The organism is Kocuria sp. UCD-OTCP (assembly GCF_000349605.1).
In the GTDB taxonomy this organism is placed as follows: domain Bacteria; phylum Actinomycetota; class Actinomycetes; order Actinomycetales; family Micrococcaceae; genus Kocuria; species Kocuria rosea.
In genome coordinates this window covers 14,974-37,960 of sequence record NZ_AOSQ01000039.1, presented here as the reverse complement: position 1 = coordinate 37,960, position 22,987 = coordinate 14,974, and the positions used below count along the sequence as shown (strand labels likewise).

At 75.8% G+C, this 22,987-nt stretch carries 19 protein-coding genes and 2 tRNA genes; 17 read left to right on the top strand and 4 right to left on the bottom strand.

The annotated features are described in order from the left end of the window. Positions 1-77: 77 nt before the first annotated feature. Together H488_RS31805 and H488_RS31800 are read right to left on the bottom strand one after the other, a co-directional pair. Positions 78-797 (bottom strand): VIT1/CCC1 transporter family protein, encoded by a 720-nt coding sequence (locus H488_RS31805; RefSeq protein WP_017834262.1) that lies wholly within the window; start codon positions 795-797, stop codon positions 78-80. An 83-nt stretch (positions 798-880) separates the two neighbouring features. Beyond that, the gene (locus tag H488_RS31800; protein ID WP_017834261.1) at positions 881-1,870 is read right to left on the bottom strand and encodes a DNA-3-methyladenine glycosylase family protein; all 990 of its coding nucleotides are present in this window, start codon (positions 1,868-1,870) and stop codon (positions 881-883) included. Positions 1,871-1,923: 53 nt separating this feature from the next. On the opposite strand from H488_RS31800, the gene H488_RS31795 reads away from it, so the two are divergent. From H488_RS31795 to H488_RS31755, 13 genes are all read left to right on the top strand, one after another. After that, positions 1,924-3,366, top strand: coding sequence for a DUF2079 domain-containing protein (locus H488_RS31795; protein WP_017834260.1), 1,443 nt, complete (start codon positions 1,924-1,926; stop codon positions 3,364-3,366). Positions 3,367-3,448: 82 nt separating this feature from the next. After that, positions 3,449-5,485, top strand: coding sequence for a DEAD/DEAH box helicase (locus H488_RS31790; protein WP_373994753.1), 2,037 nt, complete (start codon positions 3,449-3,451; stop codon positions 5,483-5,485). 96 nt (positions 5,486-5,581) lie between these two features. Next, complete coding sequence (locus H488_RS31785; protein ID WP_150110379.1) at positions 5,582-7,186, top strand: sensor histidine kinase; 1,605 nt, start codon at positions 5,582-5,584, stop codon at positions 7,184-7,186. Between the two features lie 9 nt (positions 7,187-7,195). Continuing rightward, positions 7,196-7,864 (top strand): response regulator transcription factor, encoded by a 669-nt coding sequence (locus tag H488_RS31780; RefSeq protein ID WP_017834257.1) that lies wholly within the window; start codon positions 7,196-7,198, stop codon positions 7,862-7,864. Positions 7,865-7,938: 74 nt separating this feature from the next. Beyond that, positions 7,939-9,240: an Nramp family divalent metal transporter gene (locus H488_RS31775; RefSeq protein ID WP_017834256.1), complete on the top strand. Its 1,302-nt coding sequence runs from the start codon at positions 7,939-7,941 to the stop codon at positions 9,238-9,240. A gap of 190 nt (positions 9,241-9,430) precedes the next feature. Beyond that, on the top strand, positions 9,431-10,642 hold the full coding sequence (locus H488_RS37225) for a glycosyltransferase family protein (RefSeq protein WP_017834255.1): 1,212 nt from the start codon (positions 9,431-9,433) through the stop codon (positions 10,640-10,642). After that, positions 10,639-12,030: a glycosyltransferase gene (locus H488_RS37220; protein WP_017834254.1), complete on the top strand. Its 1,392-nt coding sequence runs from the start codon at positions 10,639-10,641 to the stop codon at positions 12,028-12,030. Before H488_RS37225 ends, H488_RS37220 begins: the two co-directional genes overlap by 4 nt. Before the next feature lie 406 nt (positions 12,031-12,436). Continuing rightward, entirely contained in the window at positions 12,437-13,399 is a 963-nt protein-coding gene (locus H488_RS0118780) for a glycosyltransferase family 4 protein (protein ID WP_051063807.1), read from the top strand. Continuing rightward, positions 13,396-15,225 (top strand): ABC transporter ATP-binding protein, encoded by a 1,830-nt coding sequence (locus H488_RS0118775; protein ID WP_017834253.1) that lies wholly within the window; start codon positions 13,396-13,398, stop codon positions 15,223-15,225. Before H488_RS0118780 ends, H488_RS0118775 begins: the two co-directional genes overlap by 4 nt. Continuing rightward, positions 15,222-17,756: a phosphotransferase gene (locus H488_RS0118770; protein WP_017834252.1), complete on the top strand. Its 2,535-nt coding sequence runs from the start codon at positions 15,222-15,224 to the stop codon at positions 17,754-17,756. Before H488_RS0118775 ends, H488_RS0118770 begins: the two co-directional genes overlap by 4 nt. Positions 17,757-17,810: 54 nt before the next feature. Further along, positions 17,811-18,251 carry a hypothetical protein gene (locus tag H488_RS36185; protein WP_051063806.1) on the top strand — a complete coding sequence of 147 codons (441 nt, stop codon included), beginning with the start codon at positions 17,811-17,813 and terminating at the stop codon, positions 18,249-18,251. Positions 18,252-18,433: 182 nt separating this feature from the next. After that, positions 18,434-18,505, top strand: a tRNA-Thr gene (locus tag H488_RS31760). A gap of 61 nt (positions 18,506-18,566) precedes the next feature. Beyond that, positions 18,567-18,640 (top strand) — tRNA-Met (locus H488_RS31755). Between the two features lie 116 nt (positions 18,641-18,756). On the opposite strand, the gene H488_RS31750 is transcribed toward H488_RS31755, so the two are convergent. Further along, a complete protein-coding gene (locus H488_RS31750) occupies positions 18,757-19,902 on the bottom strand; it encodes a calcium/sodium antiporter (RefSeq protein ID WP_017834251.1) in 1,146 nt (381 codons plus the stop codon). A gap of 110 nt (positions 19,903-20,012) precedes the next feature. Here H488_RS31750 and H488_RS31745 point away from each other — a divergent pair, with 110 nt between their 5' ends. Genes H488_RS31745 through H488_RS31730 form a run of 4 tightly spaced genes read left to right on the top strand, consistent with a single transcriptional unit; the run spans position 20,013 to position 22,509 of the window. Then, positions 20,013-20,462: a MaoC family dehydratase N-terminal domain-containing protein gene (locus tag H488_RS31745; protein ID WP_017834250.1), complete on the top strand. Its 450-nt coding sequence runs from the start codon at positions 20,013-20,015 to the stop codon at positions 20,460-20,462. A gap of 2 nt (positions 20,463-20,464) precedes the next feature. Continuing rightward, on the top strand, positions 20,465-20,944 hold the full coding sequence (locus H488_RS31740) for a MaoC family dehydratase (protein ID WP_031283397.1): 480 nt from the start codon (positions 20,465-20,467) through the stop codon (positions 20,942-20,944). A gap of 43 nt (positions 20,945-20,987) precedes the next feature. After that, a complete protein-coding gene (locus H488_RS31735) occupies positions 20,988-22,103 on the top strand; it encodes a UDP-N-acetylmuramate dehydrogenase (protein ID WP_017834248.1) in 1,116 nt (371 codons plus the stop codon). 10 nt (positions 22,104-22,113) lie between these two features. Next, entirely contained in the window at positions 22,114-22,509 is a 396-nt protein-coding gene (locus tag H488_RS31730) for a TIGR02611 family protein (protein WP_017834247.1), read from the top strand. A gap of 95 nt (positions 22,510-22,604) precedes the next feature. Here the strand turns inward: H488_RS31730 and H488_RS31725 are convergent, their stop codons facing one another. Continuing rightward, positions 22,605-22,985, bottom strand: coding sequence for a GntR family transcriptional regulator (locus H488_RS31725; protein ID WP_017834246.1), 381 nt, complete (start codon positions 22,983-22,985; stop codon positions 22,605-22,607). Positions 22,986-22,987: the final 2 nt, after the last annotated feature.

Here is a 22,987-nt window from a genome sequence, read left to right as displayed (position 1 = left end):
CGGAAACTTTTCAAAACCCGTTCGAAAAGACCGCCCGGTGCCCCCGGGCGCGGGGGCACCGGGGGTGCCGGGGCAGCTCAGACGAGGCCCGTGACGCCGAGCAGGGAGCCCACGGCGAACGTGGCAACGAGGGCGAGGGCGCCGCCGACGACGACGCGCAGGGCCGCGCGACCTGTCTGCGGCGTGCCCCCGAGACGGGCCCCGAGCCAGCCGGTCAGGGCGAGCGCCGCGAGCACGGCGACGAACGTCACGGGGATCCGCCACTCCTCCGGCGGCAGCAGGATCGCCAGGAGCGGCAGCAGGGCGCCGAGCAGGAAGGACAGCGCGGAGGCGACCGCCGCGTTCCAGGGGCTGACGATGTCCTCCGCGTCGATGTTGAGCTCGGCGTCGAGGTGCGCGGCCAGGGCGTCGTGCTCGGTCAGCTCCTCCGCGACCCGCCGTGCGGTGTCCTCGGAGAGTCCCTTGGCCTGGTAGATCTCGGCGAGCTCCTGCAGCTCCGCCTCGGGCATCTCGGCGAGCTCCCGCTCCTCCTTCTCGATCAGGGCCCGGTGCGAGTCCGACTGGCTGGAGACGGAGACGTACTCGCCCAGGGCCATGGACAGGGCCCCGCCCACGAGCGCGGCGGCGCCCGCGGTGAGGATCGCGCTCGAGCTGGCGGTGGCGCCCGCGACGCCGACGACCGTCGCGGCGACCGAGACGATGCCGTCGTTGGCGCCCAGCACCCCGGCCCGCAGCTTGTTCATCCGCTCGGTGTAGCCCACGCCGTGGGGCTCCTGGATCACGTGTTCGGTGGTCATGGCTCCATTGAACGCCCGCCGGTGCGGCCGTGCCAGCAAGGACAGGATGTCCTCACCGGCACGCGCCGGAGGGCCACCGGCGCTCACCGGCGCCGGTGGTCCTCCGGGTGCAGCCGCGGAGCGAACGAGGGCTTGCGGAAGCCGGAGGCCCGCAGCAGGCGCACGACCCGCTGCCGGTCGCCCCGCCACGGCTCCAGCAGCTCCAGCATCCGGCGGTCGTCGCCGGGACGCCGGTCGAAGAACCAGCACACGGTGTCCGCGAGGTGGAAGTCGAAGACGCTGACCGAGTCCGGGTCCCCGTGCGTGCACTGGACGATCTCCGCGACCGTCCAGGGCCCCAGGCCGGGGATCGAGCGCAGCCCCCGGTGCAGCTCGGCGTCCAGCGGGGCCCGGCCCAGGCGCTCCAGGGCGGCGGCCCGTCCGGCCACGCGGCGGACGGTGGCGGCCCGGGCGCCGTCGACCCCCGCCCGGTGCCACTCCCACACGGGCACCCGGCACCACGCCTCGGCGGTCGGGGCGATCCGCATCCCCTCCGGCGCCGGACCGGGGGCGGGTTCGCCGTGGCGCCGGACGAGCTGCCGGTGGGCCGCCACGGCCTCGCGGACGGTGACTCGCTGCTCGAGCACCGAGAGCACGGCGCGGTCCAGCACCCGGCCGGTCGAGGGCAGCCGCAGCCCCGGGTGGTGGTGCCGGGCGACGCGCAGCCGGTGGGGGAGCGCGCCGAAGGCGTCCGAGGCCTCGAACCGCTCCCACGCGTCCTCCGCGCCCGCCCAGCGCGGGGCCTCCAGCAGGAACTGCTCGGCGCCCGGTCCCCACGCGCGCACGCGCACGGGCCGCTGCAGGGGCCGGCCGGCGCCGGTGCGGGAGAACAGCGCCGTGACCGGGCCCGCCGGCGTCCGGGCGGTGACCCACACGGCGTCGGGCGCCGCGACCCGGACCAGGGGATCGGCGCTGCCGCGGCCCAGCACGCCGAGCGTCTGGCCCAGGTGCAGCGCGCCCTCGGGGTCCCACACGAGCTCGGCGTCCGGGGCCACCGGGAGCCGGCGGGCGGGCGGGGGAGCGGTGACGGCCATGAGACCATGATGGCAGTCCTGTCCGACGGCGCCCCCCCGCCACCGAGGAGGCCATGCCCGCCACCGCGCTCCGCCGCGCCGCCCCGCCGGCCCGTCCCGCGCCGCTGACCGGGCGGGCGCGGCTGGTGCCGCTGGGCGTGGGGCTCCTCGTGCTCGTCCTGTACGTGTGGTGGTCCCTGCTCCAGTGGCACCGCTGGGAGGTCCCGTCCTGGGACCTGGGGATCTTCACCCAGCTCGCCAAGTCCTACGCCGCCGGGGACGGCCCGGTCGTGCACATCAAGGGCCACGGCGCGAACCTGCTGGGCGACCACTTCCACCCGATCCTGGTGCTGCTGGGGCCGGTCTACGCGCTGTTCCCGTCCGCGCTGACCCTCCTCGTGGTCCAGGACGTCCTCGTGGCCGTCTCCGCGGGGGCACTGACGGGCTTCGCGGTCCGGGCGCTGGGCCCGGGCCCGGGCGCGGCCCTGGGGCTCGCCTACGGGATCAGCTTCGGGCTGCAGGCCGCCGTCGCGGTGCAGTTCCACGAGGTGGCCTTCGCCCTGCCGCTGCTGGTCCTCGCCCTCGGCTGCCTGGTGGAGCGGCGGTGGACGGCGGCCGCGCTGTGGGCCGCCCCCGTCGCGTTCGTCAAGGAGGACCTGGGCGTCACGGTCGCGGTGCTCGGCCTGGTGATCGCCTGGCGGGCGCACCGCGAGGCGGACGGGGACCGGCGCCCGGTGGCGCTGGGGCTCGCCCTCGCCGCGTGGGGCGCGGCCTGGTCGGCGCTCGCGGTGACCGTGGTGCTGCCCGCCCTGAGCCCGGACGGCCGGTTCGCGTACGCGGACCGGCTGGACCTCGCGGCGGTGGCGGCCGACCCCGCCGGGGCCCTGGTCTCCCTGGTGCTGCCGGGCCAGAAGGCGCTCACCTGGCTGGCCGTGCTGGCGGTGGGCGTGGTGGTCGCCGTGCGCTCGCCGCTGGCGCTCGTGGCGCTGCCCACGCTGCTCTGGCGGATGCTCTCGCCGAACCACGGCTACTGGGGCACGGGCTGGCACTACAGCGCCGTCCTCATGCCCATTGTCTTCGTCGCCCTGCTCGACGCCGTGCTGCGGCTGCGCGGCGGACGCCTCCGGCGGCTCGCCCGGGCCGCGCCGGCACTGGCGCTCGTCGTCGCGCTCCTGATGGTCCCGGGGCGCCCGCTGGCCGACCTCGTGGACCCCGCCGCCTACCGTCCGGACCCCCGGGCGGGCGCCAAGGCCGCGGTCGTCGCGGCCGTCCCCGAGGGGGCGAGCGTGGCCACGGACCTGACCCTCCTGCACCACCTCGTGCCCGGCGCGCAGGTGCACTGGCTGGGGTCGGAGGGCGATCCCGCCTCCGACTACGTGGTGGTCGACCGGCTCGGGGCCGCGTGGGGCGGGAACCCGCCGGGGGACGTGGCCGGCTGGGCCCGGCAGCGCTACGGCGCCGGATACACCGAGGTGCGTGACGAGAAGCACCTCGTGCTGGTGCGCCGCCGGGGCTGACCGCGCCGTCGCGTGCGCTAGACTGGACGGACCGAATCCGGTCACTCCCTCACTTTCTCGTGCAACGCGATGCCGTCCGTGCATCGTGTTCGGTCGCGGCCCGTGCCGCGCCGAGTCCGACGCTCCCGCCCCGTGCGGGGCTCCAAGTGGTTGGCAGGGACGTCCGGACACCACGACCGTGGCCGACGCCCCTGGGCATGCTCCCGGGCCGCCACCCGCACAGATAACGAGGCACTTCTCCATGACCGTCGACACCCCCAGCACCCCCGGCACCGCCGAGGAGCACACCATCACCTTCGCCGAGCTCGGCATCGACTCCCGGGTGCTCGCCACCCTGGACGAGGTCGGCTACGAGAACCCCACGCCCATCCAGGCCGCCACCATCCCGGTGCTGCTGCAGGGCAAGGACGTGGTGGGCCTGGCCCAGACCGGCACCGGCAAGACCGCGGCCTTCGCCGTGCCCGCGCTGTCCCGGCTCGCCGAGCTCTCCGACGTCAACGGCGTCTCCCGCGACACCCAGGTCCTGGTGCTCGCCCCGACCCGCGAGCTCGCCCTCCAGGTCGGCGAGGCGTTCTCCTCCTACGCCACCCACCTCGAGGACTTCACCGTCCTGCCGGTCTACGGCGGCTCCCCCTACGGTCCGCAGCTGGCCGGGCTGCGCCGCGGCGCCCAGGTGGTCGTCGGCACGCCCGGCCGCGTGATCGACCACCTCAAGAAGGGGTCCCTGGACCTGTCCCACCTGCAGTACGTGGTCCTCGACGAGGCCGACGAGATGCTGCGCATGGGCTTCGCCGAGGACGTCGAGCAGATCCTCTCGCAGACGCCCGTCGAGAAGCAGGTCGCCCTGTTCTCCGCGACCATGCCCCCCGCGATCCGCAAGATCGCCAAGCAGTACCTGCGGGACCCGCAGGAGATCGCCGTCAAGGGCAAGACCACCACGGGCACCAACACCCGCCAGCGGTACCTGCAGGTCATGGGCTCCCACAAGATGGAGGCCATGACCCGCATCCTCGAGGTCGGGGACTACGACGGCGTCATCGTCTTCGTGCGCACCAAGGCCGCCACCGAGGAGGTCGCCGACCGGCTCAAGGCCCGCGGCTACGCGGCCGCCGCGATCAACGGCGACATCCCGCAGAACATGCGCGAGCGCACGGTCGAGGCCCTGCGTGAGGGCAAGATCGACGTCCTCGTGGCCACGGACGTCGCGGCCCGCGGGCTCGACGTCGAGCGCATCTCGCTCGTGGTCAACTACGACATCCCGCACGACACCGAGTCCTACGTGCACCGGATCGGGCGCACCGGCCGCGCCGGGCGCTCCGGCGAGGCGATCCTGTTCATGACCCCGCGGGAGAAGTACCTGCTGCGCGCGATCGAGAAGGCCACCCGCCAGCCGGTGGAGCTCATGCGCATGCCCTCCACGGAGGACGTGAACCAGACCCGCAAGGACAAGTTCGCCCAGCAGATCACGGACACCATGGAGTCCGAGGACCTCGGCCAGTTCCGCGAGCTCGTCGAGCAGTACCAGGCGGAGCACGACGTCGACGCCGTGGAGATCGCCGCCGCGATCGCCGTGATGGCCCAGGACGGGCGGCCCTTCTTCGTGGAGGAGCTGCCCGAGCCGGTGCAGCGCACCCGCGACCGGGACCGTCCGGGGCGGGACGGCGACGACCGTCCGCGCCGCGAGCCGCGCACCGAGAAGGGCATGGCCACCTACCGGATGTCCGTCGGCCACCGGCACCGCGTCTCGCCGGGCTCCGTGGTGGGGGCCCTCACCAACGAGGGCGGGCTGAGCGGCGAGCAGATCGGGGCGATCGACATCCGCTCGACCCACACCCTCGTGGGCCTGCCCGAGAACCTGCCCGCCTCCACCCTGGACCGGCTCTCCCGCACGCGCATCAACGGTGAGCTCATCCAGCTCGAGGCCGACCGCGGCCCGGGCGCCGGCGCCCGGACCCGACCCCGCAGCACCTCGTCCTCCTACCAGGACCGCCCCCGCCGCGGCGGCGGCGCCCGGGGCGACGACTCCCGCGGCGGCTACCAGGGCAAGCGCTCCGGGTACTCCGCGGGCGACCGGGACGGCGAGAAGCCGTTCCGCAAGCCGCGCAGCAAGAAGTACTGAGCCCGGGGGCAGGACCCCGGACCGGGAGGAGGGACGGGCCGCACGGCCCGTCCCTCCTTCATCTGCCTCTCACGTGCCGTCGATAGGCTGGGGCGCATGTCGGGCGCGCGGTGGGAGAGGGTGCGGACGGAGCTGCGGTCCGTGCGCAGCCGGGTGCTCGCCACGACCATCGCCTTCCTGGCGGTCGCCCTCCTCGCCGTGGGCGGGATCACCCACTACCTGCGCCTGGTGGACCTCGACGAGTCCGTGCGCCAGGACATAGTCCAGGAGGCGGGGGAGCTGCAGCGGCTCGCGCAGCGCGGACCGCTCGGCCCGGACGCCTCCCTCTCGGAGGACCTGGACGCCACGGCCGAGGAGCCGTTCACGGACCTGCCGCAGCTCTTCTACACCTTCATGACCACCACGGTGCCCGGGGAGCACGAGAGCATCCTCGCGCTCGTCGGCGGCGAGCCGGCGTTCGAGCACGCCGACCGGTCACGGTTCCAGCTCGACGCCCCCGCCACGCTCGCCGCGGCCGTGGAGCGGGCCCGGCCCGGGCAGACCGTCGTCTTCGACCTCGAGCAGGACGGCCGGACGCTCCGTCTCGGCGTCATCTCGGTGGTCCTGGACGAGGACCCGCGCCAGGGCTACCTCGTGGTCGGCTTCGACATGAGCGCCCAGCGCCGGATCGTGCTGGACTCGCTGTGGCGCTACCTCGGCATCGCCGCCCTCACGACGGTCGTGGCGGGGCTGGTGGCCTACGTCCTGGTGGGCCGGGTCACCGCACCGATCACCCGCCTGCGCCGGGCCACGGAGCAGATCAGCCCGGACGACCTGGGGCGACGCGTTCCCGTCACGCAGGACGACTCGGACGTGGGCCAGCTCGCCGTGAACTTCAACGGCATGCTCAGCCGGATCGAGGCGGCCTTCGTCCAGCAGCGCCAGTTCCTCGACGACGCCGCGCACGAGCTGCGCACCCCCCTGACCATCCTGCACGGCAACCTCGAGCTGATGGACGAGCACGATCCCGCCGACGTCGAGGAGACCCGGGCGATGCTCCTCGACGAGATCGAGCGGATGAACCGCCTCGTGGAGGACCTGCTGCTGCTCGCCAAGGCCCAGCGCGCCGACTTCATCCGCCCCGGCCCCGTGGACGTCCCCGCCTGGCTCGACGACACGATGGACCGGCTGCGCGCGCTGGGGGACCGGCGCTGGGAGCTCGAGGCGCGGGCCGAGGGGCAGGTCGTGGCCGACGCGCAGCGGCTCACCCAGGCGGTCGTGCAGCTCGCCGCCAACGCGGTGAAGTTCTCCGCCCCCGGGGACCTCGTGGCCCTCGGCGCCGCCTGGGCCACCGGGCCCGCCGCGCCCGGCGAGGACACCCCCGCGCGCAGCCTCGAGGTGTGGGTCCGGGACACCGGCGTGGGCGTGGCCCCGGAGGACCAGCAGCGGATCTTCGAGCGCTTCGGCCGGGCCGAGACCGGGCGCACCGTGGAGGGCTCCGGGCTCGGCCTCGCGATCGTGGCCGCCATCGCCCACGGGCACGGCGGGACCGTGGGGCTGCGGTCAAGCCCCGGCCGCGGCGCCACGTTCACGCTCCGGCTGCCGGAGTCCCCGCCCGCCGCGGCCCCGGTCCCCCCGGCCGGTGCCGCCGGGTCCGGTGCAGCGGTGCCTCCCGCCCCCGTGCCCGGTCCCGACCTCAGCCCCGCACCCTCCAGGAAGTAGAGGCACCCCATGGCCAGCATCCTCATCGCCGAGGACGAGGAGCGCATCGCGCGCTTCATCCAGAAGGGCCTGCGCGCCGCGGGCTACACGACCACCGTGGTCGAGGACGGCACGAGCGCCCTCGACTACGCGAGCACCGGGGAGTTCGACCTGCTCGTCCTCGACGTGGGTCTGCCGGGCATGGACGGCTTCCAGGTGCTCTCGGTGCTGCGGTCCCTGGGCTTCTCGATCCCCGTGATCATGTGCACCGCCCGCGACTCGGTCGAGGACACCGTCGCGGGGCTGGAGCAGGGGGCCGACGACTACCTCGCGAAGCCGTTCCGGTTCCAGGAGCTGCTGGCGCGCGTCCGGGCCCGGCTCCGGGACCGCGCGGTGGCCGAGCAGACCGACGACGGGCTGCGCTACGGCGGGCTCGCCCTCGACGTCGGGACCCGGTGCGCGGTGCTCGAGGACCGGCAGGTCGAGCTCTCCGCCCGGGAGTTCGCCATGGCCAGGGCGTTCCTCGAGAGCCCCGGTCAGGTGCTCACGCGCGAGCAGCTGCTGAACAAGGTCTGGGGCTACGACTTCGACGGCTCGTCCAACGTGGTGGACGTCTACGTCCGCTACCTGCGCAACAAGCTCGGCGCGGAGCGCATCGTCACCGTGCGCGGAGCCGGCTACCGCCTCGCCAAGCTCTGATCGGCACCGGCCCGGTAGGGTGATCCGGGGCACGGCCCCGGCCACCCGACGGACCGATCTGACGAGGAACCAGCATGAGCGAAGCGAACGAGAAGTCTTTCGCGGCCCACCGCGCCCGCACGGACGACGACGGCGGGGCGCCCGCCAAGTGGAAGATCGTCGGCCCAGGCCTGGTGGTCGCCGCCACGGGCGTCGGCGCCGCCGACATGGTCGCCACCCTGGTCGCCGGGTCCCGGTACGGGTACGGACTGCTGTGGGCGGTGATCCTCGGCGTGATCCTCAAGATCATCCTCGTGGAGGGCGCCGGGCGCTTCACCCTGGCCACCGGCAGGACGATCTTCGAGGGCTGGCGGTCACTGGGCCGGTGGACCACCTGGTACTTCGGCCCGTACATCATGATCTGGGGCTTCGTCTACGGCGCCACCGCGATGTCCTCGGCGGCGCTGCCCCTCGCGGCGGTGTTCCCCGTCCTGCCCCTGTGGGCCTGGGCGATCATCATGGGGCTGCTCGGGTTCGTCATGGTGTGGTTCGGGAAGTACTCCTTCTTCGAGAAGGTCACCGCCGCCCTGGTCGGCCTGATGTTCGTCACCGTGGTGGGGCTGGCGGTCATCGCCGCCCCCAACATCCCCGAGATGCTGACGGGCCTGGTGCCCGTCATCCCGGAGGGCGGCGTGCTCTACACGCTGGCGCTCGCCGGGGGCGTGGGCGGCACCATCACGCTGGCGGCCTACGGCTACTGGCTGCGCGAGAAGGGGTGGTACACGCCCAAGTGGATGCGCGTCATGCGGATCGACAACTCCATGGCCTACGTCGTGACGGGGGTCTTCGTCATCGCCATGCTCGTGGTGGGCGCCGAGGTGGTCCGCTCCGCCGGGGTGGCGCTCAGCTCCGGTGACGAGGGCCTGCTCGACCTCTACGCCGTGCTGCGCGCGGAGTACGGCGACGTGGTCGGCACCGGCTTCCTCATCGGCTTCTGGGCCGCGTCCTTCTCCTCGATCATCGGCGTCTGGAACGGCGTCTCCCTCATGTTCGCGGACTTCTGGGGCAACATCCGCGGCAAGGAGTCCGGCCACCCCGACACCCGGGTGGGCGGCAAGTACTTCCGCTTCTACGTGCTGTGGCTGACGTTCCCGCCCATGGTCCTCTTCGCCCTGGGGCAGCCGATCGGCCTGATCCTGGCCTACGGCGTCCTCGGCTCGCTGTTCATGCCGTTCCTCGCCCTCACGCTGCTGGGCCTGCTCAACGGCAGCCGGATCCCGAAGGAGTGGGCCAACAAGCTCCACACCAACATCGCCCTGGGCATCACGGCCCTGCTCTTCGCCGTCCTGGGCGGCCAGCAGCTGGTCAAGGCGGTCGCGCCGGTCTTCGGCGGCTGAGCCGGCCCGCGGCCGGTCCACGCGGGCGGACCGGCCCGCCGGGGCCTCCGGGCCGGTCCCGGCGGGCCGGGCGTCCGCAGATGAGAACCTTTTCATCGACGGCTCATGTTCTCATCATGTCCCTCGGCCACAGTGGGCGGCAGCCGCACCGGCGCCGGACCCACCGGCGCTGATCCCCGAGGAGGACACGATGAGCGACGACGAGCTGCGGGTGGTGCTGTACTCCCACGACTCCCAGGGCCTGGGCCACACCCGCCGGAACCTGGCCCTCGCCCGGTCCCTCGCCCAGCACCTGCCGGCGCTGACGGGGCGCCCGGTGACGGGCATGCTGCTGACCGGCATCGACGCCGCCACGTCCTACGGGCGCCCCGACGGCTTCGACTGGGTGGTGCTGCCCGGGATCCGCAAGGGCGCGGGCGGCTACGCGCCCCGCAACCTCTCCGTGGGCATGCGCCACCTGACCGCCCTGCGCTCCGGGATGGTGGACGCCGCGCTCACGGCCTTCCGCCCGCACCTCGTCGTCGTCGACCGCCACGCCTGGGGGGTGGACCGAGAGCTGCTGGAGCCGCTGCGGAGGCTGCGGGACCGGAGCCCCGGCACGGCGGTGGTCCTCGGCCTGCGCGAGGTCCTCGACGAGCCCGCGGCCGCGGCCCGCGAGTGGGCCGCGCTCGGGGACCTGGACCCCGTGCGGGAGGTGTACGACCAGATCTGGGTGTACGGCGACCGCGCGGTGCACGACCCGGTGGCCTCCGGCGAGATCCCCGCCGGGCTCGCCGACCTGGTCCGCCACACCGGCTACCTCGCCACCGGCCGGGCCGCCGGACGGCGCACGAGCGGCGTGGACCGCCCCTACGTCCTCACCATGGCCGGCGGGGGCTCCGACGGCCACCGCCTGACCCTCGCGGCGGCGCGCGCCCGGGTGCCCCACGGCCACCGGCACGTGGTGATCACGGGTCCGCAGATGCCGGAGGAGCACGCCGAGCAGGTGCGCGCCGCCGCCGTGCCGGGCACCCTCGTCCTGCCGTCCGTGCCCGACGCGCTCGCGGAGGTGGTGGACGCGAGCGCGGTGGTGTCGATGGGCGGCTACAACTCGGTCGCCGAGATCCTCACCACGAACACCCCCGCGCTCCTGGTCCCGCGCGACCGGCCCCGGCAGGAGCAGCTGATCCGGGCCCGCGCCCTCCAGGCCCACGGCGCGGTGGACGTGCTGACCGCCGACGCCCTCACCGGCGCCGCGCTCAGCGGCTGGCTGCACCGCGTGGTCGGCACCGTGCGCCTGCGCCGGCACCTGGCGCTCGACGGGCTGCACGCCGTGCCCGTCCTCGCGGCGCGGCTCCTGCCCGCGGGCCCGCCGCCGGTGCCCGCGCAGGCCGTGCCGGCCCGTGCCGGAGGCCTCCGGTGAGCGACCACCGCATCGGCTACGTGCTGAAGGTCTACCCCCGCTTCTCGGAGACCTTCGTGGTCACCGAGGTCCTGGCCCGGGAGGCCCAGGGCGAGGACCTCACGATCTTCGCCCTCCGGCACAGCACCGACCCGCGCTTCCACCCCGAGCTGGCGCGCGTCCAGGCACCGGTCCACCACGTGGAGCGCCCCGAGCGGGCCTCCGCCGGCTGGGCCGTCCTGGCCCGCGCGGCGGAGGTGGTCCCCGGCTTCGGCCCCCGCTTCGCCGCCCTGCTCCCGGAGCTGGCCGGCACGGAGGCCTCCGAGGTCCACCAGGGGGTGGCGCTGGCCACCCGGGTCGTGGAGCAGGGCATCACGCACCTGCACGCGCACTTCGCGACCCTCGCCGCGCACGTCGCCGAGATCGCCTCCCGGCTCACGGGGGTGCCGTTCTCCGTGACGACCCACGCGAAGGACATCTTCCACGAGTCCGTGGACCCCGCCCGGCTGCGCCGCACCCTCGAGCGGGCGGAGCACGTGGTGGCGATCTCCGAGTACAACCGGCGGCACCTGGCCTCCGCGTTCCCCGCGCACGCGCACCGGCTGCGGCTCGTGCGCAACGGCCTGGAGCTCGCCCGCTTCCCCTACCGGGACCCCGCGCCCGTGGGGGAGACCCTGCGGGTCGTGGCCGTGGGGCGGCTCGTGGAGAAGAAGGGCTTCGACCGCCTCGTGCGGGCGGCCGCCCGGTACCGGGAGCAGGGCGGGCGGCTGTCCGTCACCGTCGCCGGCGGCGGCGAGCTGGAGCGGCCGCTGCGCGCCCTGGTCGCGGAGCTCGGCGCCGGGGACGTCGTCGACCTCGTCGGGCCCCGCACCCAGGCCGAGGTCGGCCGGCTGCTGCGCGCCGCGGACGTCTTCGCGGCCCCGTGCACGGTGGGCGCCGACGGCAACGCCGACGGCCTGCCCACCGTGCTGCTCGAGGCGATGGCCATGGGCGTGCCCGTGATCGCGAGCGACGTCACCGGCATCCCCGAGGTGGTCCGCAACGCGGCCCCGCGCACCGGGGTCCTCGTCCCCGCCGACGACGACGACGCCCTGCTCGGCGCGCTCGCCGCGGTCGCCGACCCCGGATTCGACCGGGTGGGCGCCGCCCGGGCCGCCCGCGCCCTCGTGACCCGGGACTACGACTCGACCGGCCAGGCCGCCGCCCTGCAGGCGCTGCTGCCCCCGCCGGTCCCGGACCGGGCGGAGCCCGACCCGGTCCGGGGCCCTGTCCGGCACGCCGCACGCCCCCCGGAGGCCCCGAGCCTGCTGCCGCCCCGTGGCCGGACCCGAGAGCCCGCCCCGGCCCCTGCCCGAGCCGCCGACCCCGTCCCAGGACCCGTCCCCCTCCGCGAAGGAGCCGACCGCTGATGCGTCTCGCCTACGTCTGCGCCGACCCCGGCGTCCCCGTGTTCGGCACCAAGGGCGCCTCCGTCCACGTCCAGGAGATCCTGCGCGCCTGGCGCGCCCGCGGCGCCGAGGTCCGCCTCTACGCCACCCGGGTCGGCGACGACGTCCCCGCCGACCTCGCCGACGTCCCGGTCGTCCACGTCCCGGTCCCGTTTTCGCCCACCTTTTGCTACCGGGGCAGCGCGGACTACGTGGTCGGCCGGCTGCGCGCCGCCGGCTACGCCCCGCGGGTCCAGAGCTTCTCCTTCCCGTTCTTCCAGGAGGTCGTCCCGACCACCGTGGCCGTACCCGGCCCGGGCGAGATCGGAAGAGCACACGTCTGAACTCCCGTCACGTCNTGTCCGTCACAAAAAAGATTCGAAAAGCGGTGCACGAGCGGCACTCCCTGTTCTCGACCGCCCTGGCCGGGATCACCGGCGCGCTCGGCGTCCCGGGCGTCCTCGAGGTGAACTCGCCGCTGATCGACGAGCAGCGGACCCACCGCGACCTCGTGGACGGGGCGGCCGCCCGCGCCGCGCTCGCCGCGCAGGTCGCCGCCGCCGAGCGCACGGCCTGCGTCTCCGAGCCGGTCGCCCGCTGGGTGGAGCGGACCGTGGCCGACACCGGCGGGCCGGCCGGCCGGGTCCTGGTCGCCCCCAACGGGGTGAACGTGGAGCGCATCCGTCCGTGCCGCGACTCCGCCGCCCGGGGACCGGACCCCGTGCCGCCGGTCGTCGTGTTCGTCGGCACGCTCAAGCCCTGGCACGGCGTGGAGCACCTGCTCCGGGCCCGCGCGGAGGCCTCCGCCGCCTGGCGCCTGCGCGTGGTGGGGGACGGCCCACAGCGGGCGTCCCTCGAGGAGCTGGCCGCCGAGCTGGGCGTCGACGCCGAGTTCACCGGCGCGGTGCCCCCCGCCGCGGTGCCCGGGCTGCTGGCCGACTGCGCCGTGGCCGTCGCGCCCTATCCCGCCACGGAGGACGCCGCGGACCAGTACTTCTCGCCGCTGAAGATCTACGAGTACGCCGCCGCGGCCCTGCCGGTCGTCGCGTCCCGCGTGGGCCAGGTGCCGGCCGCGGTCGAGGACGGGGTGACCGGGCTGCTCGTGGCGCCCTCGGACCCCACCGCGCTGGCCGGCGCCGTCGACGCGCTGGTGGCCGATCCCGGCCGGCGGCGTGCCCTGGGACGCGCCGGCCGCCGCGACGCGGTCGCCCGGCGCTCCTGGACCGCGGTGCTCGACGGCATCCTCGCCGGCACGGACCTCGCCCCTCCGGATCCCCCCGGCACGCGACCCCGCAGCGGCGCCGCACCGCGCCCGGCCGCACCGGGAGCACTGCAGGGAGCGCCGCGGTGAGCGCGGGCAGGCGGCTCGACCGCAGGGCCCTCCGGCGCACCCTCGGGCTGCTCACCCCACACCTGCGCGAGCACCGGCTGCTCGCCGCGGGCGGCGTCGTGGTGCTCCTGGCCGAGGTGGCCTTCCGCGTGCTCGAGCCGTGGCCGCTGAAGATCGTCGTCGACGCCGTGTCCCTCTCCCTCGGCGCCGACAACGTCGACCCGTGGATCCCGGAGGCCTCGTGGCAGCTGCTCGCGGCCGCCGGGCTGGCCACGGTCGCGGTGGTGGGGTTCCGCGCGCTCGCCAACTACCTCGCCACGGTCGCGTTCGCCCTCGTCGGCTCCCGGGTCTCCACCGCCCTGCGCGAACGCGTGTTCGCGCACGTCCAGGCGCTGTCCGACCGCTACCACTCCGTCTCCCGGGCCGGGGACACGGTCCAGCGCCTCGTCTCGGACATCGGCAAGCTCCAGGAGGTGGCCGTCACCGCGGGCCTGCCGCTGCTGGCCAACGTCATCACCCTCGTGGTCATGTGCACGGTGATGCTCTTCCTCGACTGGCTCCTGGCCCTCGTGGTGGTCGTGGCGATCCTGGCCTTCCTGCTGGTGGGCCGAGGGTCCTCCGGGCGGATCACCGAGGCCTCGCGCCGGACCCGGCAGGGAGAGGGCGCGCTGGCGAACACCGCCCACGAGTCCCTCGGCGCGATCCGCACCGTCCAGGCCTACGGGCTGGAGGAGCACATGGCCGGCTCCTTCGGCCGCGCCAACCGGCAGGCCCTCACCCAGGGCGTGCAGTCCCGCCGTCTGGCCGCCGCGCTCGAGCGGGCCACGGACGTGATCGTGGGCGTGGCCACCGCGGCCGTGATCTTCGGCGGCGGCCTGCGGGTGCTCGAGGGCGCCATGAGCCTGGGCGACCTGGTCCTGTTCACGACCTATCTCAAGACGTGCATGAAGCCCCTGCGGGACATGGCCAAGTACACCGGGCGCATCGCCCGCGCCGCGGCCTCCGGGGAGCGGGTGGCCGACCTCGTGGCGGAGCCCGTGGACGTGCGGGAGGCCCCGGGCTCCCTGGTCCTGCCCGGGGTGCGCGGGGAGATCGCCCTCCACCACGTGGACGCCGCGTACGGGGACCCGGAGCACGGCGGGCGCACCGTGCTGCGCGACGTCGACCTCGTGATCCCGGCGGGCCAGCACGTCGCCGTCGTCGGCCCGTCCGGCTCCGGGAAGTCGACCCTCGTCTCCCTGCTGGTGCGGATGATGGACCCGGTCGCCGGGTCCGTGACCCTCGACGGCCACGACCTGCGCGCCCTGAGCCTCGGCACGGTGCGCGGCAGCACCGCCCTGCTGCTGCAGGACTCCGTCCTCTTCCACGGCACCGTGCGGGAGAACATCCGGCTCGGCCGCCCGGAGGCCACCGACGCCGAGGTCGAGGCCGCCGCGTCCGCCGCCCAGGCCCACGAGTTCGTGACGGCGTTCCCGCAGGGCTACGACACCCCGGTGGGGGAGCGCGGCTCGACCGTCTCGGGCGGGCAGCGCCAGCGGCTGGCCATCGCGCGCGCCCTGCTGCGCGACGCACCCGTCGTGCTGCTCGACGAGGCCACCACCGGACTCGACCCCCGGTCCGCCCGGGACGTGCTGGACGCCCTCGGTCGCCTGGTCCGCGGCCGCACGTCCCTGGCGGTGACCCACGACGCCGCCCTCGCGCTCGCCGCCGACCGCGTGCTGTGGGTCCAGGACGGGCGCATCCTGCTCGACGGCGCCCCCGAGGAGCTGCTCGCCCGGCCGGACGGCGTGTTCGCCGCGTGGGTCGAGCAGCAGCGGGCGCAGGACCGCCGGGAGGTCCGCTCGTGACGCGGCACCTGCCCGACTCCTGGGAGAGCCTGCCCGCGCTCGCCGCGGTCCTCGACCCCGGCCGGCTCACCGAGCTCTTCGGCCACCAGCTCGGCGGCCCGCTGCGCACCAGCCACCTGCGCTACAAGCCCGGCGTCTCGGTCGTGGCCCGCGTGGACGCCGGGACCACAGGCGCGGTGCACTGGGTCGCCGCCTACGCCCCCGCCGGGAACGGGCGGGACAAGCTCGAGAAGGTCCTGGCCCGCGCCGCGCGGGACGGCCGGCCGGCGCCCGTGCTGGTCGCGGACGTGCCGGGACGCCCCGGTCACCGTCTGGCCGTGGGGACGATCGGCACGGACCCCGAGCTGCGGCGCGCGCTCGCCGTGCTCGGGCCGGACCGGGCCCGGCGGCTCGGGCAGCCGGGGGACCCCGCCCGGCTGCTGCGCTACAACCCCCGCCGCCGCGCGGTCCTCACGGGCGCCGACAGCGGCGGGGCCGGCCGGGTCACGAAGCTCACCGCCGGCCCCGCCCCCGCGGACCCGGTGCTGCTGACCCGGCTCGCCGCCGCCGGGATCCCGGTGCTCGCCCCGGTGCCCGTCCCCGGCCTCCCCGTGTCACCGCACGTGCTGCACTACCCCTGGTTCGGGGACGGCGACCTCGCAGCCCGCGCCGCGGCCCCGGACGGCCCAGGCCCCGGCACCGGACCCGGAGGGCCCGTGCTCCAGGCCGCCGCCGCGGGCGCCGCACTGGCGCAGCTGCACGAGCGCGGACCGGCGCTCCTCGGCTCCGCACGGGTCGGCGCCCCCCTGGACGCAGGCCGGAAGCTGCGCTCGCTGGCCGCCGACCTGTCCGCCCTCGACCGGCGGTCGGGCGTCCGCTGCGCCCGGACCGGCCGGGCCGTGGCCGAGGCCCTGGCGGACCGCACCGGGGCCCCCGAGCGGCTGCTGCACGGGGACTTCTCCGCGGACCAGGTGCTCGTGCGCGGCGACGGGGGCCCGGGGGCGCCGGAGCTCCGGCTCGCCGACCTCGACCGGATCCGCACCGGCACGGCGGCCGACGACCTCGGCAGCTTCCTCGCCGTGGAGCTCCTCGGCCCGGGCGCCGAACAGCCCCCCGCCGCAGCCGAGGAGCTGTCCCTGACGGGCGCCCTGCTGCGCGGGTACGGGTCCGGGGCGGCGCTGCCGCCGTGGCCCGAGATCCTGGCCTGGGCCGCGTTCCACGTCCTCGCCCGGAGCATGGAGCCCTTCCGCTCGGCCGCCGCCGACTGGCGGGAGCGCACGGACCGGCGGATCGAGCTCGCGCAGCGGCTGGTGGATCAGGCGCAGCGGGCGCCGGTGACCGCGACTCCCGCGCCGGGGCCCGTGCCGTCCGCGCCGGGCGCCCCGCTCTTCGTGCCGCTCGGCGCCGTGCCCGCCGACCGTGTGCCCGCCGGCCCCGTGCCCGCCGGCGGGGATCCGGTGCACGTCGTGGACTCCGGCAGTGGGCACGTCCCGCGGACCCGGCCCGTGCGCGTGCCGGAGACCGTGCCGGACGCCGACGGGCGGCCGCTGCGCGTCCGCCGCGCCTGGCCGGCGGACGGCACCCGGCTCGTGCTCGAGCTCGAGGACGGGCACGGACGCGTCCGCGCGGGCGAGGCGGCCCCCGGCGCGGGGCGGCCGTGGGCCGTCCGCGTCCTGCCCCACGGCGAGGACCCCCGCCTGCCCGGACTCGCCGCCGCGGCCGCGGCCGGCGGCCGGGTGGTCGTGCACCGGCACCGCCGGCGGGCGGTGGTCGGCACCCCGGACCGCTTCGTCAAGTTCCTGGCCCGCGGCCGGGCCGCCCGGGTCGCCGAGCTGTCCGACCGGCTGCACGGACTGGGCACGGCGGCGGGCTTCGCCGTGCCGGCGGTCCTGGCCCGGGCCGAGGACCGGGTCGAGTTCTCCGTCCTGCCCGGCCGGAGCCTGCACGAGCTGGGGGCCGCGGGACGGAACGACGCCTACCGTGCCGCCTGGGCGGAGTGGGCGCGGTGCTGGCCGGCCCTGGCCACGGCCGCGCCGGGCGCGGAGCCGCTGCCCGCGCACACGGCCGAGGACGAGGCCCGCACGCTGGCCCGCTGGGCCGGCCGGCTCGAGGCGTTCCCGGGTCTGCTCGAGGCCCCGCCGGGGGCGGTCGCCGCACGGGCACGGCGGATCGGGGCGGAGCTCTCGGCCCTGCCCGCCGACCGGCGGGGCCGGGTCGTGCTGCACCGGGACCTGCACGACCAGCAGCTGCTCTTCGACGGCGCACGGCTGGGGCTCCTGGACTTCGACACCGCGGCCCTCGGCGAGCCCGAGCTCGACCTCGCGAACCTCTCCGTGCACCTGGAGCTGCGCGCGGCGCAGGGTCTGCTCGAGCCCGCGCTCCGGGCGGCGGGACAGGAGGCCGTGACCGCGGTGGGCCGGGTGCTGGGCGCCGACCCCGGCCGTCTCGCCGTGCACGCCGAGGCGACCCGGCTGCGGCTCGCCTGCGTCTACGCGTTCCGCCCGCGGTGGCGCGCTGTGGCGCAGGACCTGCTCGACGGGCTGCGTTCCTGAGAGGGCTCTCATGTTCTCATGCCCCCCTCAACCGGTTCCTGGACACTGGTGGGCATGAGGATCCTCTGGTCGGCAGTCTCCCTCCTGGTCGTCGCGGGCCTGGCGCTCCTGCTGTGGAACGCGGCGAGCGGCACGGACCGCGTGGAGGTCGTGCGCGGCGGCGTCTCCGTGAGCGGCAGCCCCGGTCCGGGACCGTCGGCCGGCACGGCGCCGCCGGCCGGGGACCCGTCGTCGTCGCCGTCCCCCACCGGCCCCGCGCAGGACGGGGGAGACGCCCCGGGACCGGACCGCGGGGACGCGGGGGGCTCCGCGGTGCCGCTCCCTCCGGTCGAGCCGCCGCCGGCCCCGCCCGCCCTGCCGGCCGCCCCCGATCCTGCCCCGCCGGCCGTCCCCGCACCCCCGGCCCAAGTCCCGCTGCCCGTGCAGCCCGCCCCGCTCGACGACGACTGGGACGACGACCGGGACGACGACCGGGACGACGACGTGGACGACTGAGCGCCGGGTCCGGGGCGCCTGCCGGCCGTGTCGGGGCGCCCCGGCCCGGGCGGGCGGGACGGCGCCGACGGGCCGGAGAACCCTGTCCGATCCAGGGCCGGCAGGACGGCTCCGGAGGTGCTGGAGAGGGGTGGCCGGCGATTTTGGTTCTCCCGAAACGTGCTGGTAGAGTCTTCGTCGTTGCCCCGATAGCTCAGTGGTAGAGCGCCATCTTGGTAAGATGGAGGTCCCGGGATCGATTCCCGGTCGGGGCTCTCGTGATGAGATCCCGTGGCCCGGCCGTCAAGGCCGTCAGCCGCGGTGTCCCATCCCTCTGGCGGTGTAGCTCAGCTGGTTAGAGCGCACGACTCATAATCGTGAGGTCGACGGATCGAGCCCGTCCACCGCTACGGCGAAAAGCCCGTGACCCTCCGGTCACGGGCTTTTGTCGTCCCCGGGCCGGCCCGGCACCGGCCCCTCGATCCGGCACCCCGTCCAGGACCCGACGCAGGTCCGGGCGGACCGGTCACGGCGAGCGCAGCGGATCCCGGCGGCCACGGTGCAGGCCGATCTCGTAGGCGGTGAAGACGGCGAGCGTCAGCGCGACCAGCGGCAGGACGAACCACGCCATGGTCCACGAGAACCCCTCCAGGGCGTCGTGCTCGGTGGCCGCGAGCACCACGTAGCCGGTGTAGGCGGCGTACAGGGCCACGAACAGGGCGCCCTCCCAGCGGGCCACCGCGAACCCGGTGAACGCGATGGGGAGCAGGGCGACCGCGGCGGCCAGCATCACCGGGATGTCGAGGGCCACCGCGGCACCGGACACCGGGATGCCCCCGGGGGAGATCAGCGCCGGCAGGCCGAGCACCACCCCGATGTTGAAGATGTTGCTGCCCACCACGTTGCCCACGGCCAGGTCGCGCTCACCGCGGCGCACCGCGATGACGGAGGTCGCCAGCTCGGGCAGCGATGTCCCGACGGCCACCACGGTCAGCCCGACCACCAGGCTGCTGACCCCCAGCGACGTGGCGATACTCACCGCCCCCTCGACGAGCAGGGTCGCGCCGGCGACCAGCAGGGCGATCCCCAGCACCACGAGCAGCACGGACCGGGGGACCGAGGCCGGGGGCGGCTCCTCCTCGGTCCTGACGTCCTCGGCACCGCCGGTGCCGCCGCCGGCTCCGCGGTCCCCGGACGGCGCCGCCGCGGGGACGGGGGCACCGCGCCGGCCGATCACGACGGTCAGCACCGTGTGCAGCACCACGGCGGCGAGAAGGACCACTCCGTCCACCGCGCCGATCCGCCCGTCGAGGGACACGAGCAGCAGCCCGATCGACAGCACGACCATCCAGGGGAGGTCGAAGCGCACCAGCCGCTGCTTCACCGCCAGGGGAACGACGAGGGCGGAGAGCCCGAGGATGAGCAGGACGTTGACGATGTTGCTGCCGACCACGTTCCCGACGGCCAGGCCCGGCTCGTCGCGCAGCACGGCGCCGACGGTGACGGCGAGCTCCGGCGCCGACGTGGCGGCCGAGACCACGGTGAGCCCGACCACGAGGGAGGAGATCCCCACCCGCCGGGCGAGCGCGGACGCCCCCCGCACCAGGAGTTCTCCGCCGAGAACCAGCAGCGCCAGCCCTGCGACGATCCGGCCGACGTCCAGGAGATCCATGGGCAGGAGTGTACGTGCCCCGGACGGCGGCGCCCGGCGGGGCGGGGCGCGCCGCCGTAGACTGGACGGGTCCCGCCGCCCGCGCGCGGCCCGTCCAGCGAGGAGCTGCCATGCCCGTGAACCCCGATCTCGTCGGGCGGACCTACCCGCCGGCCGAGCCCTACAGCGTCGGACGGGAGGCGATCCGCGACTTCGCCCGCGCCATCCAGGCCGCCCACCCCGCCCACCACGACGTCGAGGCGGCCCGGTCCCTCGGCCACCCCGACCTCGTGGCGCCCCCCACCTTCGCCATCGTGGTGGCCCAGCGCGCCGACGCCGCCCTGATCGCCGACCCCGAGGCCGGCATCGACTTCTCCCGCGTGGTCCACGCCGACCAGCGCTTCACCCACCACCGCCCGATCGTCGCCGGGGACGAGCTCGTGGCCGAGCTGCACGTCGACCAGGTCCGGGCCATGGGCTCCGGGGCGATGGTGACGTCCCGCGCCGAGATCCGCGCCGCGGACGGCGAGCACGTCGCCACCACCGTCTCGTCCCTGCTCGTGCGCGGAGAGGACCAGTGACCGTGAGCATCGCCTTCGACAGCCTCGAGAAGGGCCAGGAGATCGGGCAGCGCCGGATCGAGCTCTCCCGCGCGGACCTGGTCCGGTACGCGGGGGCCTCCGGGGACCTCAACCCCATCCACTGGAACGAGGAGTTCGCCCGCTCCGTGGACCTGCCCGACGTCATCGCCCACGGGATGCTCACGATGGGCGCGGCCGTGCAGCTCGTGACCGACTGGGCCGGTGACCCCGGCGCCGTGGTCGACTACCAGACGCGCTTCACCAAGCCGGTGGTCGTCCCCAACCGGTTCGGGACCGCGGTCGAGGCCTCCACGGCCCTCACGGTGTCCGGGAAGATCGGCGCCCTCGACGACGCCGCCCGCACCGTGCGCGTCGACCTCACCGTGACCGCCCCCGACCTCTCCGCGGAGGGAGCCGACCCGGCGACCGCCGCGGCGCTGAAGGTGCTGGTCAAGGCCCAGGCCGTGGTGCGGCTGGCGTGAGTCCGGGCCGGGGCACCGCGGGCCGCCCGATAGGGTGGTCGCCATGACGTCCCCTCGCATCGCAGACCTCACGACCGCCGCCGTGGGCGGGCCCGCCCGCGACTACGTGCGGGCGGAGTCCGAGCAGGCGGTCGTCGACGCCGTGGCGGCGGCCGACGCCGCCGGGCGGGACGTGCTCGTGGTGGGCGGCGGCTCCAACCTCATCGCGGCCGACGCCGGGTTCGCGGGCACCGTGGTGCACGTGCTCTCGCGCGGCGTCGAGGTCCTCGCCGAGGATCCCGCCGGCGCCCTCCTCGAGGTCCAGGCCGGCCACCCGTGGGACGAGCTCGTGGCGCAGGCCGTGGCCGAGGGGCTGGTCGGCATCGAGGCCCTGGCCGGGATCCCCGGCACCACGGGTGCCACCCCGGTGCAGAACGTGGGGGCCTACGGCCAGGAGGTGGCCCAGACCGTCGAGCTGGTGCGGGTCTGGGACCGCCGGGAGCGGCGCGTGCGGGACTTCGCCCCGGCCGACCTGGCGTTCTCCTACCGGGACTCGGCCCTCAAGCGCAGCACGGTGGCCGGCTCCCCGCGCCACGTGGTGCTCGCCGTGCGGTTCCGGCTCGAGCGCGGTACTGAGAGCGCCCCGGTGCGCTACGGCGAGCTCGCCCGCCGGCTCGGCGTCCAGGTGGGGGAGCGCGCCCCGCTGGAGCGGGTGCGGGAGACGGTCCTGGCCCTGCGCGCGGGCAAGGGCATGGTCCTCGACCCGGAGGACCGCGACACCTACAGCACCGGGTCCTTCTTCACGAACCCCATCCTCCCGGCCGACGCCCTGGGGGAGCGGCTGCCCGCCGACGCCCCCCGCTTCCCCGTGGTGGACGCCGCGGGGCGCCCGCTCGAGGACCGGGTCAAGCTCTCCGCCGCGTGGCTCATCGACCACGCCGGCTTCGGCAAGGGCTTCGGCCTGCCCGGGACCCGCAACGAGCTCCTGGACCTCGACGGCGCCGCCGTCGCCGGGGGCCGCGCCTCGCTGTCCACCAAGCACACGCTCGCCCTCACCAACCGCGGCGGCGCCTCCGCCCAGGACCTCATGGCGCTGGCCCGGACGGTGCGCGACGGCGTCGCGTCCGTCTACGGGGTGGACCTCGTCGCCGAGCCCGTCATCGTGGGCACGGCGGTCTGAGGCGGCGGCCGTGAGCAGCCTCGAGGAGGAGATCGCCCAGGGGGAGAGCTCCGACAGCCGTGTGCGGCAAGCCCTCGGCCGGCTGCGCCGCTGGTCCCGCGGCCACCCCCTGCTGCTCGTGGCCTACCGGACGCTCGTGACGGTCCTCGGGGGCGTCTTCGTGCTGGCGGGCCTGATCATGCTCGTGACGCCCGGCCCGGGGTGGCTCGCCATCTTCCTGGGGCTCGGCATCTGGGGCACCGAGTTCCACTGGGCGCACCGGCTCAACCAGTGGGCGAAGGGCCAGGTGATGCGCGGCTGGCGGTGGTGGCTGGCGCGCACCGCCGAGGGGCGGCACCGCCGGGCCCTCGCCGGGACGGGCAACCTCGTGCCGGGCCCCCGGCACCTGCGGTCCCCGGGAGCCTGAGCCGGGACGGCCTCCTGCCGGGGAGCCCCCCGCGGCCGCGGTCGCACGGGCCCGCGCCGGTGCGCGCAATGACGCCTCCGGACGGGCCCTCCCGGTCAGCGGGAGCGGCCGAGCTGCGCGGCCACCAGCTCCAGCGCGTGCTCGGCCGGGATCCCGAGGTCCGCGATCTCGTCGGCGAAGCGCCGGGCGGCCTGCACCGCCAGGTCCTCGGTCCGGTCGGCGGCGCGCACGAAGCTACCCCGGCGGCCCCGGGTCTCGATCACGCCGGCGGCCTCGAGCTCGCGGTAGGCCTTGGCCACGGTCCCGGCCGCGAGGCCGAGCGCCTCGGCGAGCCGGCGCACCGGTGGGAGCCGGGTGCCCGCCGGCAGGGTGCCGTCCGCGCGGCCCTGCTGGACGCGGTGCCTGAGCTGCTCGGAGGGCGGGCGGTCGTCGCCCGCGTCGAGCGACAGCCCCGGCGGGATCGAGATCTCCTCCACCG

Bases quoted from the DNA above. Each gene is read 5' to 3' on its own strand.
- H488_RS31805 (WP_017834262.1), bottom strand. From the start codon at position 797: ATGACCACCGAACACGTGATCCAGGAGCCCCACGGCGTGGGCTACACC.
- H488_RS31800 (WP_017834261.1), bottom strand. From the start codon at position 1,870: ATGGCCGTCACCGCTCCCCCGCCCGCCCGCCGGCTCCCGGTGGCCCCG.
- H488_RS31795 (WP_017834260.1), top strand. From the start codon at position 1,924: ATGCCCGCCACCGCGCTCCGCCGCGCCGCCCCGCCGGCCCGTCCCGCG.
- H488_RS31785 (WP_150110379.1), top strand. From the start codon at position 5,582: ATGTCGGGCGCGCGGTGGGAGAGGGTGCGGACGGAGCTGCGGTCCGTG.
- H488_RS31780 (WP_017834257.1), top strand. From the start codon at position 7,196: ATGGCCAGCATCCTCATCGCCGAGGACGAGGAGCGCATCGCGCGCTTC.
- H488_RS31775 (WP_017834256.1), top strand. From the start codon at position 7,939: ATGAGCGAAGCGAACGAGAAGTCTTTCGCGGCCCACCGCGCCCGCACG.
- H488_RS37225 (WP_017834255.1), top strand. From the start codon at position 9,431: ATGAGCGACGACGAGCTGCGGGTGGTGCTGTACTCCCACGACTCCCAG.
- H488_RS36185 (WP_051063806.1), top strand. From the start codon at position 17,811: ATGAGGATCCTCTGGTCGGCAGTCTCCCTCCTGGTCGTCGCGGGCCTG.
- H488_RS31750 (WP_017834251.1), bottom strand. From the start codon at position 19,902: ATGGATCTCCTGGACGTCGGCCGGATCGTCGCAGGGCTGGCGCTGCTG.
- H488_RS31745 (WP_017834250.1), top strand. From the start codon at position 20,013: ATGCCCGTGAACCCCGATCTCGTCGGGCGGACCTACCCGCCGGCCGAG.
- H488_RS31735 (WP_017834248.1), top strand. From the start codon at position 20,988: ATGACGTCCCCTCGCATCGCAGACCTCACGACCGCCGCCGTGGGCGGG.